Annotated in this window: 17 protein-coding genes; 14 read left to right on the forward strand and 3 right to left on the reverse strand. The window is 45.9% G+C overall.

Going from position 1 to position 17514, the window contains the following annotated elements; all coding sequences use genetic code 11:
• The first annotated feature begins 95 nt into the window (after window positions 1–95).
• Genes nikB through K7399_RS00335 form a run of 4 tightly spaced genes read left to right on the forward strand, consistent with a single transcriptional unit; the run spans window position 96 to window position 3937 of the window.
• The gene (nikB, locus tag K7399_RS00320) at window positions 96–1016 is read left to right on the forward strand and encodes a nickel ABC transporter permease (protein ID WP_128166172.1); all 921 of its coding nucleotides are present in this window, start codon (window positions 96–98) and stop codon (window positions 1014–1016) included.
• A 24-nt stretch (window positions 1017–1040) separates the two neighbouring features.
• Window positions 1041–1931, forward strand: coding sequence for a nickel transporter permease (nikC, locus tag K7399_RS00325; protein ID WP_128167288.1), 891 nt, complete (start codon window positions 1041–1043; stop codon window positions 1929–1931).
• Between the two features lie 36 nt (window positions 1932–1967).
• The gene (locus K7399_RS00330; RefSeq protein ID WP_128166174.1) at window positions 1968–2963 is read left to right on the forward strand and encodes an ABC transporter ATP-binding protein; all 996 of its coding nucleotides are present in this window, start codon (window positions 1968–1970) and stop codon (window positions 2961–2963) included.
• Window positions 2963–3937 (forward strand): ABC transporter ATP-binding protein, encoded by a 975-nt coding sequence (locus K7399_RS00335; protein WP_128166176.1) that lies wholly within the window; start codon window positions 2963–2965, stop codon window positions 3935–3937. Before K7399_RS00330 ends, K7399_RS00335 begins: the two co-directional genes overlap by 1 nt.
• Before the next feature lie 373 nt (window positions 3938–4310).
• Here the strand turns inward: K7399_RS00335 and K7399_RS00340 are convergent, their stop codons facing one another.
• Both K7399_RS00340 and K7399_RS00345 read right to left on the reverse strand, forming a co-directional pair.
• Window positions 4311–4718 carry a coiled-coil domain-containing protein gene (locus K7399_RS00340; protein ID WP_128166178.1) on the reverse strand — a complete coding sequence of 136 codons (408 nt, stop codon included), beginning with the start codon at window positions 4716–4718 and terminating at the stop codon, window positions 4311–4313.
• Between the two features lie 296 nt (window positions 4719–5014).
• The gene (locus K7399_RS00345; RefSeq protein ID WP_128166180.1) at window positions 5015–6157 is read right to left on the reverse strand and encodes a cysteine desulfurase family protein; all 1143 of its coding nucleotides are present in this window, start codon (window positions 6155–6157) and stop codon (window positions 5015–5017) included.
• A gap of 227 nt (window positions 6158–6384) precedes the next feature.
• Between K7399_RS00345 and nadB the strand changes: the two genes are divergently transcribed.
• The 4 genes from nadB (at window position 6385) to K7399_RS00365 (ending at window position 10254) form a co-directional block, all read left to right on the forward strand.
• A complete protein-coding gene (gene nadB, locus K7399_RS00350) occupies window positions 6385–7929 on the forward strand; it encodes an L-aspartate oxidase (RefSeq protein WP_128166182.1) in 1545 nt (514 codons plus the stop codon).
• The gene (gene nadC, locus K7399_RS00355) at window positions 7916–8758 is read left to right on the forward strand and encodes a carboxylating nicotinate-nucleotide diphosphorylase (protein ID WP_128166184.1); all 843 of its coding nucleotides are present in this window, start codon (window positions 7916–7918) and stop codon (window positions 8756–8758) included. The genes nadB and nadC overlap by 14 nt, the downstream gene beginning before the upstream one ends.
• Before the next feature lie 24 nt (window positions 8759–8782).
• Complete coding sequence (gene nadA / locus K7399_RS00360; RefSeq protein WP_128166186.1) at window positions 8783–9883, forward strand: quinolinate synthase NadA; 1101 nt, start codon at window positions 8783–8785, stop codon at window positions 9881–9883.
• A 212-nt stretch (window positions 9884–10095) separates the two neighbouring features.
• Entirely contained in the window at window positions 10096–10254 is a 159-nt protein-coding gene (locus K7399_RS00365) for a hypothetical protein (RefSeq protein ID WP_164875464.1), read from the forward strand.
• Window positions 10255–10411: 157 nt separating this feature from the next.
• Here the strand turns inward: K7399_RS00365 and K7399_RS00370 are convergent, their stop codons facing one another.
• A complete protein-coding gene (locus K7399_RS00370) occupies window positions 10412–10798 on the reverse strand; it encodes a helix-turn-helix domain-containing protein (RefSeq protein WP_164875465.1) in 387 nt (128 codons plus the stop codon).
• A 273-nt stretch (window positions 10799–11071) separates the two neighbouring features.
• Between K7399_RS00370 and K7399_RS00375 the strand changes: the two genes are divergently transcribed.
• From K7399_RS00375 to K7399_RS00400, 6 genes are all read left to right on the forward strand, one after another.
• Window positions 11072–12331 (forward strand): urea ABC transporter substrate-binding protein, encoded by a 1260-nt coding sequence (locus K7399_RS00375; protein ID WP_081791697.1) that lies wholly within the window; start codon window positions 11072–11074, stop codon window positions 12329–12331.
• Window positions 12332–12405: 74 nt separating this feature from the next.
• Window positions 12406–13275 carry an ABC transporter permease subunit gene (locus tag K7399_RS00380; protein WP_028975766.1) on the forward strand — a complete coding sequence of 290 codons (870 nt, stop codon included), beginning with the start codon at window positions 12406–12408 and terminating at the stop codon, window positions 13273–13275.
• Window positions 13275–14303 (forward strand): ABC transporter permease subunit, encoded by a 1029-nt coding sequence (locus tag K7399_RS00385; protein WP_128166190.1) that lies wholly within the window; start codon window positions 13275–13277, stop codon window positions 14301–14303. The genes K7399_RS00380 and K7399_RS00385 overlap by 1 nt, the downstream gene beginning before the upstream one ends.
• Window positions 14300–15022: an ABC transporter ATP-binding protein gene (locus K7399_RS00390; RefSeq protein WP_028975768.1), complete on the forward strand. Its 723-nt coding sequence runs from the start codon at window positions 14300–14302 to the stop codon at window positions 15020–15022. Before K7399_RS00385 ends, K7399_RS00390 begins: the two co-directional genes overlap by 4 nt.
• A gap of 17 nt (window positions 15023–15039) precedes the next feature.
• Window positions 15040–15741, forward strand: a complete 702-nt coding sequence (locus K7399_RS00395) for an ABC transporter ATP-binding protein (RefSeq protein WP_128166192.1) — start codon at window positions 15040–15042, stop codon at window positions 15739–15741.
• 17 nt (window positions 15742–15758) lie between these two features.
• Complete coding sequence (locus tag K7399_RS00400) at window positions 15759–17495, forward strand: nitrilase-related carbon-nitrogen hydrolase (protein ID WP_128166194.1); 1737 nt, start codon at window positions 15759–15761, stop codon at window positions 17493–17495.
• Window positions 17496–17514 lie beyond the last annotated feature (19 nt).

A 17514-nucleotide genomic window follows, 5' to 3' on the forward strand; every position in this document is an offset into this window, starting at 1 on the left:
CATACATAAAACTGGTCAAAAGCATCGAATATGGAAATCCATGGATATACTTCAATACTATTGAATGCAAAGAAAACGATAAAGGGGGGATTCAGGTGTCTAGATACATCGTACGAAGAATAGTTCAGTTAATTCCTATTTTGATCATGATTTCACTATTTGTCTTCTTGTTTGTACATCTCATTCCAGGCGACCCAGCACGACTCATTGCTGGTCAGGATGCAACGGCTAAGGATGTTGCGGTGGTTCGACAGAAACTTGGGCTTGATAAACCACTTGCTGTTCAATACGTCATTTATATGGGTCAGCTCTTCCAAGGCGACCTTGGTTTGTCGCTAAAAACGCAGCAACCGGTCATTCAACTTATTTCTGAGCGATTTATGCCAACGTTCTGGCTTAGTCTGTTTAGTCTACTTTGGGCACTTGCGGCTGGCTTAGTCGTTGGTGTTATATCCGCAACGAAGCGAAACAAATGGCAGGATTACTTGGGCATGGTCTTTGCTGTTTCCGGACTGTCATTACCTTCGTTCTGGCTCGGATTAATGCTCATTCAATTATTTGCTGTAGTCCTTGGCCTTGTTCCAACGGGCGGATTGGATTCTTGGACGAGCTATATACTGCCTTCATTTACCCTTGGGACAGGTATTGCGGCCGTGATCGCCCGATTTACGCGATCAGCTTTAATGGATGTACTGAAAGAGGATTACATTCGAACAGGGAAGGCAAAAGGGTTGCCACGGTCCAGAATTGTTTGGGGACATGCCTTAAGAAATGCAATGATTCCGGTTGTAACGATGACCGGCATGCAATTTGGATTTTTATTAGGAGGTTCTGTGGTCGTAGAAACAGTATTCAGTTGGCCGGGATTAGGAAGGCTGCTTATTGATTCAATCTCGTATCGGGATTATACGGTGATCCAGGCCGAGATATTATTATTTTCATTGGAATTTCTTTTAATAAACTTAATAGTGGATATCATCTATGGTTTCTTAAATCCACAAATTCGCTATGATTAAGGGAGGAACGTGCGAGTGGAAAAAATGAATCAAGTAGTTGGTGTTCATCATTCGGTTGCAAAGAATCAGAAATCCCGTTCCTTTTACAGCTTATTTTTTGCAAAACTTAGAAAACAGAAGCTTTCTTTTGCCGCAGGAATCTGTATCTTGGGACTGATTCTTGTCGCAGTCATCGGGCCGTTATTGATTCCCTATAAAATCACAGATGTAGATTATGAGGCGTCTCTGCAAGGGCCGACACTGAAACATTGGCTTGGAACAGATCCATATGGCAGAGACATTTTCAGTCGCATCATTGCTGGCACACGTATTTCACTGTCCGTTGGATTTTTCTCAGTATTGATTGGAGCAGTTATTGGGTCTTTTCTCGGCCTCATTGCCGGTTTTTACGGAAAATGGATTGATAGCATAATCATGAGAATTAGCGATGTGCTGTTTGCATTTCCTGGAATGATCCTTGCGATCGGCATTGTTGCGATCCTTGGTCCTGGTATAAATAATGTTGTAATTGCCGTTTCAGTTTTCAGTGTACCGCATTTTGCCAGAATTGTTCGAAGCTCAACGCTTTCAGCAAGGACAGCTCTGTATGTTGAGGCGGCGCAGTCAATCGGTGCCAAAAATAGACGGTTAATTTTTTATCATATTTTTCCGGAAACACTATCAACGATTATTGTTTACTTTACGATGCGGATTGGAACGGCAATTCTAACCGCAGCGAGTCTCAGTTTTCTTGGGCTTGGTGCACAGCCGCCTTCTCCGGAGTGGGGGGCGATGTTGAGTTCAGGACGCGATTATCTTGAGACTGCCCCGCATATTACTATTTTTCCTGGGCTGGCCATTTTTTTTACGGTGCTTGTATTTAACCTCTTTGGCGACGGACTTCGAGATGTTCTTGATCCTAAGATAAAGGATTGATGGGTGCATTAGATAATGATCCAGGAGGCGAAACAAATGAACGATCCTTTATTAAAAGTAAGTCATTTGCAAACTGCATTTGTTCATGATAATCACGTGTTAAAAGCGGTTAATGATCTATCTTTTTCCATCCGAAAAGGTGAAACGGTCGCGCTTGTTGGCGAATCGGGATGTGGAAAAAGTGTCACATCGCTTTCAATAATGCGCTTGCTGAGCGAAGGAGCTAGAGTCTTGAATGGTTCGATTTGGTTCGATGGAGTCGATTTGCTCACTCTACCCGAAAAAGAGATGAGAGCGATCCGAGGCAATGACATGGCCATGGTCTTTCAAGAGCCAATGACATCACTGAATCCGGTTTATAAGATTGGCAAGCAAATTGAAGAAGCGATTATATATCATAAAAAAGTGTCAAAACATGAAGCACGTACCCGAACGATCGACATACTGAGACAAGTGGGTATTCCTAGGGCAGAAGCCGTTATTCGCGAGTATCCTTACCAGTTGTCCGGCGGAATGCGGCAGCGAGTAATGATCGCGATGGCAATGGTATGCGAACCGAAATTGCTTATTGCCGATGAACCAACTACAGCCCTCGATGTGACCATTCAAGCACAGATTCTTGACCTAATGAAGACGTTAAATCGTGAGAAAGGAACGGCCATCCTGCTGATTACGCATGATTTAGGCGTGGTAGCTGAAATGTGTGAGCGTGTTTTCGTTATGTATTGCGGTAAAATTGTTGAGTCGAATGATGTGAAGGCATTATTTGCCGATGCAAAGCATCCTTATACAAAAGGTTTGCTGAACGCGACCCCAAAACTAGGGCAGCATGTCGATCATCTTGGATCGATTAAGGGCAGTGTACCGAATCTGAACAATTTACCGGAGGGGTGTTTATTTGCTCCTCGATGCCCAAATGTGATGGCTGTATGCCAAGAAAAAGTACCTGAGCTTGAATTAATAGAAGGCGGAGGACTTTGCCGCTGTTTTCTCCATAAAAGAGAATCTGTTTTTCAAGGAGGCGACTTCTAATGAGGGAGCCACTTGTAACGGTTCGTAATCTAAAAAAATACTATCCGATACGCTCGGGATTTCTTGGGCGTAAAAATAAGGCGATCAAAGCAGTTGATAATATTAGTTTTGACTTGAAAAAAGGCGAGACATTTGGGTTAGTTGGCGAATCCGGATGTGGAAAGTCAACAACTGGACGGATGCTTATGATGCTCACGGATCCTACTGAGGGAACAATTACTTTTGAAGGGAAGAATATGCTGAATTTGAAGGGGGAACAGCTCCGTAAAGAACGCCGAAGTTTTCAGATGATTTTTCAAGATCCCTATGCTTCGCTTAATCCGAAAATGACCATACGCGCAATCATTGAAGAACCGTTGATCATTCATGGATTTAAAGAAAAAGAAGAACGTAGTAACCGTGTCGATGAACTGATGAAACTTGTAGGGCTGAATCAAGACCAAGCAGATCGTCACGCGCATGAATTCAGCGGTGGTCAGCGGCAGCGTATTGGGATTGCACGTGCATTAGCGTTAAATCCGCAATTGATCATCGCTGATGAACCTGTGTCTGCTCTTGATGTATCGATTCAAGCACAGATTGTGAATCTCTTGCAGGATCTGCAAAAAAAGCTGGGACTGACGTATTTGTTCATCTCTCATGATCTGAGCATTATTGAACACATCAGTGATCGAATTGCAGTGATGTATTTGGGAAATATTGTTGAGCTGTCCACAAAAACAGATCTTTATGCGCAGCCGCTCCATCCATATACACAAGCACTAATCTCGGCCATTCCCAGACCTGATCCACTAGACAAAAGAGAAAAAATTGTGCTCAAGGGCGACATACCCAGTCCAGAAAACCCACCTGCAGGTTGTCCGTTCCATACGCGCTGTCCTAAGGCACTCGATAAATGTCGTGTTGAAAAACCGATATTAAGCGAAAAACAATCGGAACATTTTGTTGCTTGTCATCTCTATACACAGCCTTGAACGATAATAAACGACTAATATACGGTAAATACTGAATAGACGACTATTCGCTCTTATTTCAATAGAGCGCTTAAATGATCAGAATGCATACAAACGTTCAACGTGCCCACGGGTTCCTTGATCACTGCGAAATGATACGCGCCGGATGTGCGTTTTTCAAGTCTTATCGATATGTAAAAAATTGAGCAGTCATCTCTTCACAGGGATGGCTGCTCAATTGATTTGGTTTTCCATTTGTGACTGAGATGTTCGCGAAAATTTCTATGTGTGATCGCAATCGTAGAAGAAGGTACTGAATGGTTTGTGGGTATGCGTGACGTGGAGGCTGCGGATGCCGGATCCGATGCTTCATCTCGGTCCGGTCTGTTCACGCTTAGTGAACTTGCTTCAAACTTCTGATTTCGCCTTCTTGGGCAATTGAGCGTAACGATAAAGTGGCTAGGATTTCCGCGTGTTCATCCATTTTTCCACTAAGTGTGGTGATGCCTTCGGAGTTCTTAACCACCTGTTCTTGGACGCCATCGACTTTTCGTTCAATGCGATCCAAACGCTTGTCAACACCAGACAGATGTTCATCAATGCGATCCAAACGATCATCAATCCTATCGAACCTTTGGTCAACTTGGACAAGTTTTTGGTTAATCACATCAAACTTGTGATCCATTGCGTCGAACCTTTGGTCAATCACATCGAACTTTTGGTCAACCGTATCGAACTTTTGATTGACTTCTTTAAATCCTTGCCGCATTTCTGTGAGGATTAACTCGAGGTCTTTATTCATACGTTCACGCCTTTCATGGAATTCGTGTCTTTACCCCTATAATTATACAGGGAAGCTTGGGAGTCGTATATATTTTTTGACGAAGATTGTTGGTCTATCACGCGCGGTGACTGTGGGCAGTTTAGCCTTAGGAGACATCCACGATCAATTTCTGATTTAAGGTCACCGTCTCTTAGCCGATTTCACGGGAACGTCTATAAACACGCGACGGTTTTTAAACAGCGACTGAATCATTGATCGCATCAAAATGCACCGGCTGCACGAATCGCGGTTACCAGCAATTTATGATGAGACGATCATGCTTGCATGGCTGCCTGCACCTCTGAAACCGCTGCGGCAAATAAATCGATCGCTTGATCCAGTTCTTCTTCTGTGGTTGTTTCTCCGAAAGATAGGCGCACGAGCTCCCGTGCTTCTTCAGCGGAACGGCCGATTGACCGCAGCGTTGGGGAAGGCTGATGCGCGGTGCTGCTGCAGGCGCTTCCTGTGGCAATCGACAAGCCGCGCTGATTGGCGGCGAGCATGATCTGCTGCCCTTCAATGCCGGGAATGCGTAGGGCAAGAATATGCGGCAGTTGATGATGCGCAGATGCTTCGACAAGAAAAGAAATACCTTTCTTTTGAATGCCGGCAATAAACCGCTGCCTGAGCTCATTGACATGGCAAAGCATCGCCTCAGCATACCGGTAGGCGTCCTCGGATGCTGTAACGAAGGCGGAAATGCCGGGGAGATTGACGGTACCCGGGCTAAGCCCCTGTTTAGGCGCCCCGGGCAGCTGCGGCTGAAAAGCTTCGCGCGGATCCACGTAGCAGAGTCCGACTCCTTTGGGGCCGTAGATTTTATGGGCGGAGGCTGACAAAGCAGTGATGTGCGCTGCTTCGGCATCAATCGGCAATTTTCCATAGGACTGTACGGCATCGCAGTGGAAGGCAATTTTTTTGTTGAACAGCAGCTTACCGATCGCGTTGAGATGATTAATGCTCCCAATTTCATTATTGACATGGTCAACACTGACAAGAATGGTGTCTTCTCTGAGCGCATCTTCAAGTGTTGACGGATCTACTTCACCGTCCGTGCGGCGCTTTAGTTCAGTGACTGAGAAACCTTCCTCACGCAGTTTTTCAAAAGCAAGCACTACGGATGAATGTTGCCCCTGTACATAAATTAAATGATTTCCTTTTTTCCTCCGCGCATGTGCAATGCCAGCAATCGCCAACAAATTGCTATCCGATCCTCCGGAAGTAAAAAAAATGGCGTTTGCTTCGACATGAAGATGACGGGCGATTTGCTTTTGACAAGAAGCGAGCAATCGGTCTGCTGCGTCACCAAAGTCATGAGGGCTGTTGGTGTTGCCGAAACAGTGCTGAGCGACCTCTGTATAAGTTTCAAGGGCTCTTGAAGACATGGGCGTTGTCGCTGCGTAGTCAAGATAAATCATCGTTACTGTGCTCCTTTTATGGTTAAACTTTTATTTTTGGTCCTCAGCGGCTTTGCAACGGTTTTATCTGTTAAAAAATGGTGGGCATCTTTGCACATGTCGCTGTAAAGCATTCCAGCGAAGCAGTATCGTTAGTAAATTTTAACACGAGGTGTTTTTCTACTTGCTGTTAGTTTAATAATGTGACAATATAGTTGTCAAGACAAGTGTAAAGACAGGTGTAAAAATTGAAAACATATCAATCAGATGTCGTTATTATTGGAAGCGGTCTGGCTGCGCTCTACACAGCGGCGAAGCTCATGAAAAAGAAGCGCGTCATTGTCTTGACAAAAAAAGGATGGCAAGCAAGCAATTCCTTTCTAGCTCAAGGCGGGATCGCAGCGGCCTACGCTCCGGATGATGACTGGCATCGGCAGCTAGAAGATGCGATGAGGGCCGGACGCTATCACAATGACGTCAACGAAACGGCTTATCTTGCACGAGAAAGCAAAGTTCAAGTGGATGAACTAATTCGATTGGGCATGAAGTTTGACCGTGATCGAAACGGGACTATTTTACTGGCAAGAGAGGGCGGGCATTCTGCCGCGCGCGTCCTGCACGCGCACGGCGACGCGACCGGTCGCGAGCTTACGAGCTTTGTTAAGCGCTACGTCGAGCAGCAGATCACCATTCACGAACAGACGCAGGTCGTCGAATTGCTGGTGCGAAACGGCCGCTGTGTCGGCGCGCTCGCCAAGGATCCTTCAGGAGAAACGGTGCTTTATCAAGCACAGAACATCGTGCTTGCGACCGGCGGATGCGGACAGCTTTACGCACCGACTTCTGCAGACCCTGCAGTAACCGGTGATGGGCTGGCACTGGCTTATCGGGCAGGTGCTGCGCTCAAAGATATGGAGTTTGTTCAGTTCCATCCGACCTTGCTGATTGAGAACAACCATGTTTATGGGCTGGTTTCAGAGGCGGTTCGCGGCGAGGGTGCGAAGCTGATCGATCAGGATGGTAATCGGCTTCTTGCTGGAAAGCACCCACTCGAAGATCTGGCGCCTCGCGATGTGGTGTCTCGGGTTCTGTTTAAAGCGAAGAAGACCGGTCAGGCCAAAAAGATTTATCTTGATATCTCAATGATTGACCATTTTTCCGACCATTTTCCGACCATCACTGGACTGTGCCGCAAGGCCGGTGTCGATATCGCAAAAGGAAGGATTCCGGTTTCGCCAGGTGCCCATTTTCTTATGGGCGGAATTGAGACGGATCATGAGGGACGCACAACGCTGCCCGGGCTGTATGCCGTTGGCGAGTGTGCATGCACCGGAGTACACGGCGCCAACCGAATTGCCAGTCATTCACTGCTTGAAGCGATTACTTATGCAGGGACAGCCGCTTCCAGTATGATGGACGAGAAAGCGATTCCCGCGGAGCAGGTTGCTGCTGAATCAGGCAGCAGGTCGGTCCCAGCGCTCCCGGCTAAAGCGGAGATCCAGAAGATGATGTTCGCGCATGTTGGGATTTGGCGTACCAAGCAGTCGCTCACCACGGCGATCGATTGGTGCCGTTCTTGGAACATTGACTTTAATCGGTCAGAACGGCTGGACGGTACGAAGGATGAAATGGAGCGATTGAACATGCTGACCGTTGCTTGGCTGATTGCCACCTCAGCATTGGAACGCACCGAAAGCCGCGGCGGACACACACGGATTGATTATCCGGAGGAGATTGAAGATTGGCGGACAAAAAACATCCTGCGCGAGGTGACTTCTGTTGAACAAAATTAAATTACGGCAAGCGCTCGAAGCGTTTTACAACGAGGACATCGGTCATCAGGATCTAACCAGTGAAACGATTTTTGCTTCTGAAGACATGGCGGTCGGTACATTTACTGCGAAAGCGGCGGGGATTGTCTGCGGGTTTCCGGTATTGATCGAAGGGTACAGGCTGCTCGATCCGGAAATTACCCTTCACTTTCACGTCTCCGAAGGCGCTCACGTTCAGGTAGGTGTTGATCTGCTAACGGTCAGCGGTCCGGTGCGCACGCTGCTCAGTGCGGAACGTGTGCTGCTTAATTTGTTGCAGCATATGAGCGGGATTGCAACCATGACGGCTGCGGCAGCGCACCTCATGAAGGGCAGCGGAACGCGAATCTGTGATACGCGAAAGACAACCCCCGGCCTGCGTTTGTTTGAAAAATATGCTGTGAAGATCGGCGGCGGTTATAACCACCGGTTTGGTCTCTATGATGCGGTTATGATCAAGGACAATCATATTGTCCATGCCGGCTCGATCGGCAGCGCAGTACAGAAGGTTCGTGCTGAGCTTGGCCATACCGTAAAAATTGAGGTGGAGACGACATCGCTTGAGACCGTCAGAGCGGCTGTTCAGGCAAAAGCAGACATTATCATGTTTGATAATTGTTCGCCGAGTGAGATTTGCACGTTTGTTCAGGAAGTTCCGGACAATATCGTGACGGAAGTATCCGGCGGCATTGATTTAACGACCTTGAAGGATTATGCCGGATGCGGTGCGGACTATCTTTCACTTGGATGCCTGACGCACTCGGTTAAAGCGCTCGACATCAGCTTTAATCTACACATGGATGACCAATAAAGAAAGGAAAGGAATGAGTGAACAGTGGGTCTGGCAGAAACCTTTTTAAAACAGACGCAAATTCCGGAAGCCTATCGATATGCATCTAAAGATGTATTGACCGAAGAAGGATGGCGACTCAAAGAACAGCTCGGTTCACGGATCTATATTCCCGGCCATCACTATCAGCGTGATGAAGTGATTCAATTTGCGGATGATCGCGGGGATTCACTTCGGCTGGCACAGCTTGCAGCTGCAAAAAAAGAAGCAGACTATATTATTTTTTGCGGGGTTCACTTTATGGCGGAAACCGCCGACATCCTCACGGATCAAAGGCAGAAGGTCATTTTGCCTGATCGCCGCGCAGGCTGCGCGATGGCCGATATGGCGACGATTCATCAGCTTGAGCGCGCGTGGAGCCATCTGCAGACGCAGTTCGGCGATACGATCCTTCCAATGACCTATATCAACTCGACTGCGGAAATCAAAGCGTTTTGCGGTAGGCATGGCGGGGCAACGCTGACTTCATCCAATGCGGGCAAAATGATGCAATGGGCGCTTTCGCAGAAGCAAAGAATTCTCTTTTTGCCCGATCAGCATCTGGGACGTAACACCGGCGTTCAGCTTGGGATTCCGCTGAACGATATGGTGGTCTGGGATCCGGTGCGGGAAAGCTTTGAAGGCGATACAGGCGAGCATACACAGGTTATTCTTTGGAAAGGCTTCTGTACGGTTCATGAGCGATTTACCGCAGGGAACATTGCCGACTGCCGGCGAGAGGATCCGGATGTGCAGATTCTTGTTCATCCCGAATGTGACTATGAGGTTGTAAGTCAGGCAGATTTTGCCGGATCAACCAAATATATTATTGATGTAATTGATCATGCAGCGGCAGGGTCGCATTGGGCGATTGGCACGGAAATGAATCTGGTGAATCGTCTGAAGCACAGTCATCCGCATTTGCACATTCGTTCGCTGAATCCGATGATGTGTGCGTGTCTGACGATGAATCGGATCGATCTGCCGCACTTTGTCTGGTCACTGGCGCAGATTGCAGCAGGCACAGCGGATAATATCATCTCTGTCCCTGATGCGGTTGCGCGCGATGCCGTCTTAGCGCTTGAACGGATGCTTGCACAATCTTGAGTTCGCATTGCATCTCATAGGATCCGGTATTGCTCGTCGTGCGACGGAACACTTTGGAACCTCATTAACAACGAAAGAAGTTTTTGACCTAGCCAAGAAAGACAAAGCATAGCGTGCATTCGTTGATGAAGCGGCGAGCGAGAATGGTTATCCGATTGCCAATTTTTCAATTTTCTAGAATCCGCAGAAAGTGATCATGGGAGGCGGGGACCGTGTCAAAAGCACCTGAAGCAGTGCGCGTCCTATCCGCCAAAACGGGTACACTCGCATTTCCAGCAAAACGCCGGATTACACGGTGCAGTGGCACTCGGATTGATCACAGCGGGGGGTGCGAAGTGAACAGCAATCAATCATATAATGATGAAGACTAGGGGGCAATCTTGGGAAAGCGCTGCCCATGCAAGCAAAAAAAGCGGAGAGAACGTTTTATTTCTCTCCGCTTTTTTTTTGCCGTCAACAAAATCGAGCATGCGTGTTGATCTCCCGCATCAGAAAGTATGGCGTGTGTTCGTTTCTTAGCACGATTTATCAACGAAATGTTTTTAGCTCTCGATGGATAAAACGCCAGTACCGGTCCAAGGCGGCAATATTCTTTTCAGGATTAGCGGTTAGTTCTGAAAAGAGTTCGGGATACTTTTTAAGTTCTTCTATGAGTGCTTGATCCTTTTCCGATGGGTTGTCTGTGTAATTGTAGGCAGAGGAAGCCATCTTTTTGTCGGTTTGTCCAATTAAATAGTCTGTACTTGTATCGAATAGTACCGACAATGCGAGCAGTGCTTCAATCGAAGGTTCGTTCCTTCCCTGCTCGTAGTAGCCGTAAGCGCTTGTACTGATGCGGAGCTTCTTTGCCACATCTTCCTGCTTTAATTGTGCTGCTTCTCTTAATTCCTTTAGACGCTCAGAAAAAGTAGCCAACGGGCAACACTCCTTATTAATGCGTGAATTATACAATAACGAATTGTGAAATAATTAAAATACAACAAAATATCTGAAAATATGTTTACATACAACAAAAAGTTGTTTATAATGTTCCTTGTGAGCAAAGCTTACATAATACAGACTTGGGCATTTTACTAGATGAGAGAGGGTGAAGGGTATTAAGAGAGTGATATAGAGAATTTCTTGTGGGGACTTAATTCTGAATGTTCCGATTAATTATTAGTTAATTCTGGGGAGGATCAACGATTAATGAACAATCGAAAAAAAAGAAAAAGTTTGTCTTTGCTTTTAGTTTTTGTTTTAGTACTCGCGGGCATCTTATCAGGTTGTGGGAAGAGTTCAGGGAGCAATGATGATAGCAAGACAATTAAACTTGGTGTGCTGGAAGATCGTTCGGGAGATTTTTCTTTAGTAGGCATCCAAAAATACCATGCTGCTCAACTTGCTGTTGAGGAAATTAACAAACAAGGCGGTCTGCTCGGCAAGAAAGTACAAATGGTTGCCCCGGATACTCAGTCGGATAATAAACGCTATCAGGAAATGGCGAAGCGACTTATTTTGCAAGACAAAGTCGCAGCAATCATGGGCGCATTTTCGAGCGCCTCTCGTGAAGCGATTCGCCCGATCATGGATCAGAATAAAATGCTTTATTTCTACAACAACCAATATGAGGGCGGCGTTGCCGACAATATGACGTTTAACACCGGCGCGATTCCGGAACATCAAATGGTACCGTTGATTCAATATATGATCAAGAAATTCGGACCGAGGGTGTACACAATTGCAGCGGACTACAACTTCGGTCAAATTTCCGCCCAGTGGGTGAAGAAGACGGTTGAGGCAAATGGTGGGAAGTTGGTCAATGAAGAATTCATTCCGCTTGGTGTGTCTCAGTTCAGCAGTACGATCAGTCGAATTAAGAAAGCGAAACCAGATGTTCTCGTAACCCTTCTTGTCGGTCAGGACCAATCGTCGTTCTATGAACAATGGTCAAAATCCGGAGATAAGAGCATTCCAATGGCATCAACGGTAAACATGGCTCAAGCTTATGAACACAAACGTTTTGCGGCTCCAGCGCTTGCTAACATGTATGTTACCGCAACCTTCATGGAAGAATTAGATCAAAAGTATCCAAGTGCTAAGAAATTCGTGGACAAATTCTATAAAAAATTCCCCAATGATAAGTATGTGGGGATGGAAGCGGAGTCAGAGTATACAGGAATCATGCTTTGGGCAAAAGCAGTGAAGAAAGCGAAATCGACAGATACCGATAAAGTGATTAAAGCATTGGAGTCGGGGATCAGCTATGATGGTCCAGCAGGTCCAGTAACGATTGATCCAAAGACCCATCACGCGATTCGCAATGTGTACCTCGTTCACACGGATGCAAAACAAAAGGTTCATATCGATACGGAATGGAAAGATGTGAAACCGGATTGGCTATCTAAAGAAAAGAATGTTGATCTAACAAAGAAGCAAGAAGCAAAGCAGTATACACCACTTAAGTGAGTGGATGTTGTCTTGACTGATCTTTTAAAAAGCTGCTCAAGTTTTCTTGGGCAGCATGTTTCTAGGAGGATTTTATGGAAGATCTTCTCTATCAATTTATGAATAATTTTGCATTCCTAATCTTATCGGCAATTGGACTTGCGGTGATCTTTGGAATGATGAAGATCATTAATCTTGCGCATGGAGAGTTTATTATGCTCGGCGCCTACATTGCGACATTAGCCACGAAGGCTGGTATACCGCTGTTGCTGTCGATTCTATTAAGTGTGGTCGGAGTCGGTATCTTTGGACTGATTGTCGATCGACTGATTATTAGCAGATTATACGGGCGGACGTTGGACTCAGTTGTGGTTACTTGGGGCGTGAGTCTCGTAATGCAGCAGGGGATTTTGATACTGTTTGGTCCGTCTTTAGAAACTTTATCGACACCTTTGGGATCCATTTCCATTGGCGGAAGCGACTATTCATTGTATCGTATTTTGTTATTTGTTACAGCGATTGTACTGCTGATTCTGCTTTATCTTCTTTTTACAAAAACAACATTTGGCCTGCATTCGCGTGCAGCGATGCAGAATGCAGAGATTGCTCGGAGTATGGGTGTGAACACGAATCGGATCTATTCCTTCACGTTTAGTATCGGTGCGGCGCTCGCGGGATTGACCGGCGCACTTTATGCACCAACGATGGCGGTGTCGCCAACTTTTGGCGGCGGATTCCTGATGCCAAGCTTTGTTACCGTCATTGTCGGTGGGGCAAATCCATTAATTGGTCCGTCACTTTCCGGCGGAGTACTCGGTGTTGTGAGTACCGGACTTGATGCAACATGGGGAACCTTCTTTGGACGACTTGGCTTGCTTGTGGTTGCCATCCTTGTGATTCGTATCATGCCGCTCGGTTTTTCAGGATTGGTTGAGAAATTGTCCGTAAGAAAGAGCAGGGGGTGATGCTCGTGAAACTCAACACGGAAAATATAGTAGCGGTTTTGATTTTCTTGTTCTTTTTTGTTTATCCAGTGCTTGTCGATGCATATAGCGTTATGAATCTTGCTTATTTTCTTTCGATGGTTTTTCTTTCCTTGAGTTTGTCGTTGATCTGGGGTTATTGTGGTATTTTCAGTTTCGGTCAGGCAGTGTTTTTTGGGATCAGTGGCTATTTCTATGCGGTATTTACTTTAAATAGCGGGATAACTACGTTAACGCCGCTAGGGCTCATTTTAGGCGTTTTAATTGGCGGGGTCATTGCCTGGATTCTTGGTTATTTTATGTTTTACGGTGGCGTCAATGATGTATTTGTCGGCTTGATTACGCTTTGTTTGACGCTTGTTCTTGAGACGTTTATGGGACAGACTGCAGGTGACCAGTGGATGATCGGCCAAGTGAATTTAGGTGGATTTAACGGGATTAATAGTATTCCCTCACTTCAAATCGGATCGTTCATTCTAACCGGAAACAGTTTTTACTATTTTGTACTCTTGATTCTTCTTGCCGTATTTATTTTCTTGAAATGGTTCGAGTTCTCAAAGCTTGGTATTGCGGTAGTGGCCATTCGGGAAAATCGTGAACGAACGAAACTCTTGGGTTACAATGTCCCGTTTATCCAATCACTTGTTTTTGCAATGGGTGGCGCACTTGCTTCACTTAGCGGGATTTTCTACGTATTATGGGGCAACTACATTACACCGTCAGCATTTGGATTGGCATCGGCAACAATTCCGGTTGTACTTGTTGCAGCAGGTGGACGGAAGAACGTAACAGCAGCGCTTCTATTTACGGTTTTATACTACTGGTTCTCGCAAACGTTGTCGGCGAGTGGTAGCGAGTATGCGCTTATTATTCTTGGACTTGTGCTCATTGTTGCAATCCTCTTTGTTCCGAAAGGCTTGATAGCCTCCTTGTTTCATGCTGGCGATCAGCTTTTCTTTAGAGAGCATTCGAAATCGCTTCTACGAAAGAAAGGAGTGAAAACGTTGTGAGTAAAGAAGCTGTTCTTTTAGAACTAAGGCATGTTGGCAAATATTTTGGCGGACTGCGTGCTGTTGACGATATCAATATCAAGGTTGAATCGGGTGATCTGCACTGCTTGCTTGGTCCGAACGGTGCAGGAAAAAGTACCATTTTTAAAATGATTATGGGCATATACAAGCCAACGAACGGAAGTGTTTTCTTCAACCAGCGTAATGTGACCCATCTCAAAAGCTGGGACAGAGTTAAGTTAGGCATTAGCATTAAAATGCAGACACCTGGGGTATTTGGTGAATTGACTGTATATGAAAATATGAAAATCGCGGTTCAGCATTTTACACGGCATGCAGAAGTTAAAAGCGAGGTATCGAGACTTCTTGAGCTCCTGATGATCCGAGATTTGAAAGATGAGTTGGTTGATAACTTGTCTCATGGGCAGCAGCAGTGGCTTGAGATCGGCATGGCACTTGCATGCAAGCCCAAGTTACTTCTTCTTGACGAGCCTGCTGCCGGAATGGGACCGGAAGAAACCGATCGGACTGCAGAGCTGATTCGGCAGTTAAACCAGCAAGGGATTACGATTTTGTTCATTGACCATGACATGGCATTCGTCAAGAAATTAGCACGAAATACAACCGTTCTTCATCTCGGAAGAAAGTTTGCGGAGGGGACAGTTGAAGAAATTGAAACTAATCAACAGGTGGTTGACATTTATCTTGGTAAGTCATGAAAGGAGGGTGAAGGCGCATGCTACTCACAGCTGATCGTGTGTTTTCGGGTTATGGCAAAGTAGACATTGTCCGCAGCGTATCGATCACAGTCAATGAAGGAGAGATTGTTTCGATTATTGGAAGAAATGGCGTCGGGAAGAGCACATTCGTGAAAACGGTAATGGGCCTTTTGCCGGCTCATTCTGGAAGCATCCGATTTCAAGAACAGGATGTGACGCGAAGTAAAGCCAATGACCGTGCACGACAGGGTATGGGCTACGTTCCTCAGGGCCATGGGGTTTTCCCTACCTTAACTGTTGAAGAAAATCTTATGATGGGAACACAAATTAATAAGAAGAAACCAAGTATGAATTTGCTGACGATTTATGACTATTTTCCAAAATTGAAGGAACGCAAAAGGCAGAAAGCAGGCACATTAAGCGGTGGAGAACAAGCGGCGCTCGCTATTGGCCGTGCTTTGGCTGGTTATCCAGAATTACTGATCCTTGACGAACCTTCTGAAGGAATTCAGCCGAGTATCATTCATCAAATCTCCGAAATGATCCGTAAGATCAATCGTGAGCTTGGGATTACTATCCTTTTTGTTGAACAGCATATGGGCATGATTCAAGAGCTGTCCGAACGTTGTTACGCCATGGATAAAGGCGTGGTCGTTGGTGAAGTGGGCGGTGAGGATCTGCATAACTATGATCGGTTGAAATCATATTTAACCGTTTAAAAGCAGAGGTGAAGGTAATGTCTGTGGACGTTGCGGCGATTCAGTTTGAACCAACGCTATTTGAAAAAGACCGAAATATAAAAAAACTGATGCTTCTTGTTGAGGAAGCGGCTGAAAATGGAGCAAAAATAATTACAACACCGGAGATGGGGATCACTGGATATTGCTGGTATGATCGCAAAGAGGTTGCCTCCTATGTCGAGGTCGTTCCTGGACCGACGACTCAAGCGTTTTATGAACTAGCAAAACGCTACGATTGTTATATTGTTATTGGTCTGCCAGAGGTCGATACAGCGACTAATTTGTATTACAACACGGCTGTTTTGATTGGCCCGGAAGGTGTGGTAGGCAAACATCGAAAAACACATCTCTATATCTCAGAGCCAAAGTGGGCGGCTTCAGGGAATCTAGGCCATCAAGTATTTCAAACGAAATACGGGAAAATTGGCTTATTAATCTGTATGGATCTCCATTTCATTGAAACCGCTCGTCTAGTGGCGTTAAAGGGTGCTGACGTGATCTGTCATATCAGTAATTGGCTGGCAGAACGTACCCCAGCGCCGTATTGGATTACTCGCGCGTTTGAAAATCACTGCTATTTAATGGAAAGCAACCGCTGGGGTGATGAACGTACGGTTCAATTCAGTGGCGGAAGCTGTGTTATTAATCCCGACGGACATATTCAAAGCGTAGTCGATGCGGGTGATGGGATTGCGTATGGAATGGTCGATGTTCAGTTATCGGAAACAAAGCTGATCAATGAGGAAACAATTTTTGCTGATCGTCGTCCGGAACTGTATCACGCATTGCTGACTGATCCGTATTTATGGAATCCTTTGGACTATTTCGGATTATATGGTCATGATCCTCTGCCTCCTGGAAGGCGCTCAACAGTTGCGGTTGCTCAATTTAACGTGACTGGAAGTAAACAGCAGACCATTGAGGAATTTACTAGATCATCTAAAACTAAAGGTGCTGAATTGCTCGTTTTTCCGGAATTTGCGATGAGCGGATTCTATAGCGATTCAGATTTGGGAGAGGAAGTTCCAGGTCCGCAAACTGATTTTTTGCTGTACTTGTCTCGTAAATATCAAATCTATCTGGTTGCAGGATTGATCGAAAGAGAGGGAGTAAAACTCTTTAATACTGCTGTATTAACCGGTCCAGAAGGGCTTGTTGCCAAGTATCGAAAAATTCATTTGAATCATCGAGATAGAACGTGGGCATCAGCTGGCGACGAGTGGGTTTATGCGGACCTGCCAATCGGCCGTGTTGGACTGCTCATTGGCTATGATGCAGTCATACCTGAATCCGCACGTGTCCTCGCACTAATGGGTTGTGATCTGATTGTGTGTCCCTCGGCGCTTGCCGGAACTGTGACCATAGGACATCCGGGAACAAAGGTAAGGCAGAACTACCCGATCCCTACCGGTGCCGATCCGTGTCATTGGCATCTTCTTCGCGCGCGTGCCGGAGAGAACAACACGTACTTCGCATTTGCAAATCATTTTGATCCGGCACAGGGTTTTTCGGGAAAGAGCGGGGTTTTTGGACCGGATACGTTCCATTTCCCGCGACAGGAGGTAATTATGGTTGATGAAGCAGGCATCGTCCAATCCGAGATTGATACTGGTAATTTGGACAATGTTTATCCAACGAATGTCGTTCGGCGTAAAGATCTGGTCATGATGCGGTTGCCACATTATTATAAGGAGCTGATTCACACGCAAAAGTTATCCCTTTTCACTGATTAATGCTTTTTTATGCTGTTTT

Origin of the sequence: Sporolactobacillus terrae (genome assembly GCF_019930545.1) — a bacterium.
In the GTDB taxonomy this organism is placed as follows: domain Bacteria; phylum Bacillota; class Bacilli; order Bacillales; family Sporolactobacillaceae; genus Sporolactobacillus; species Sporolactobacillus terrae.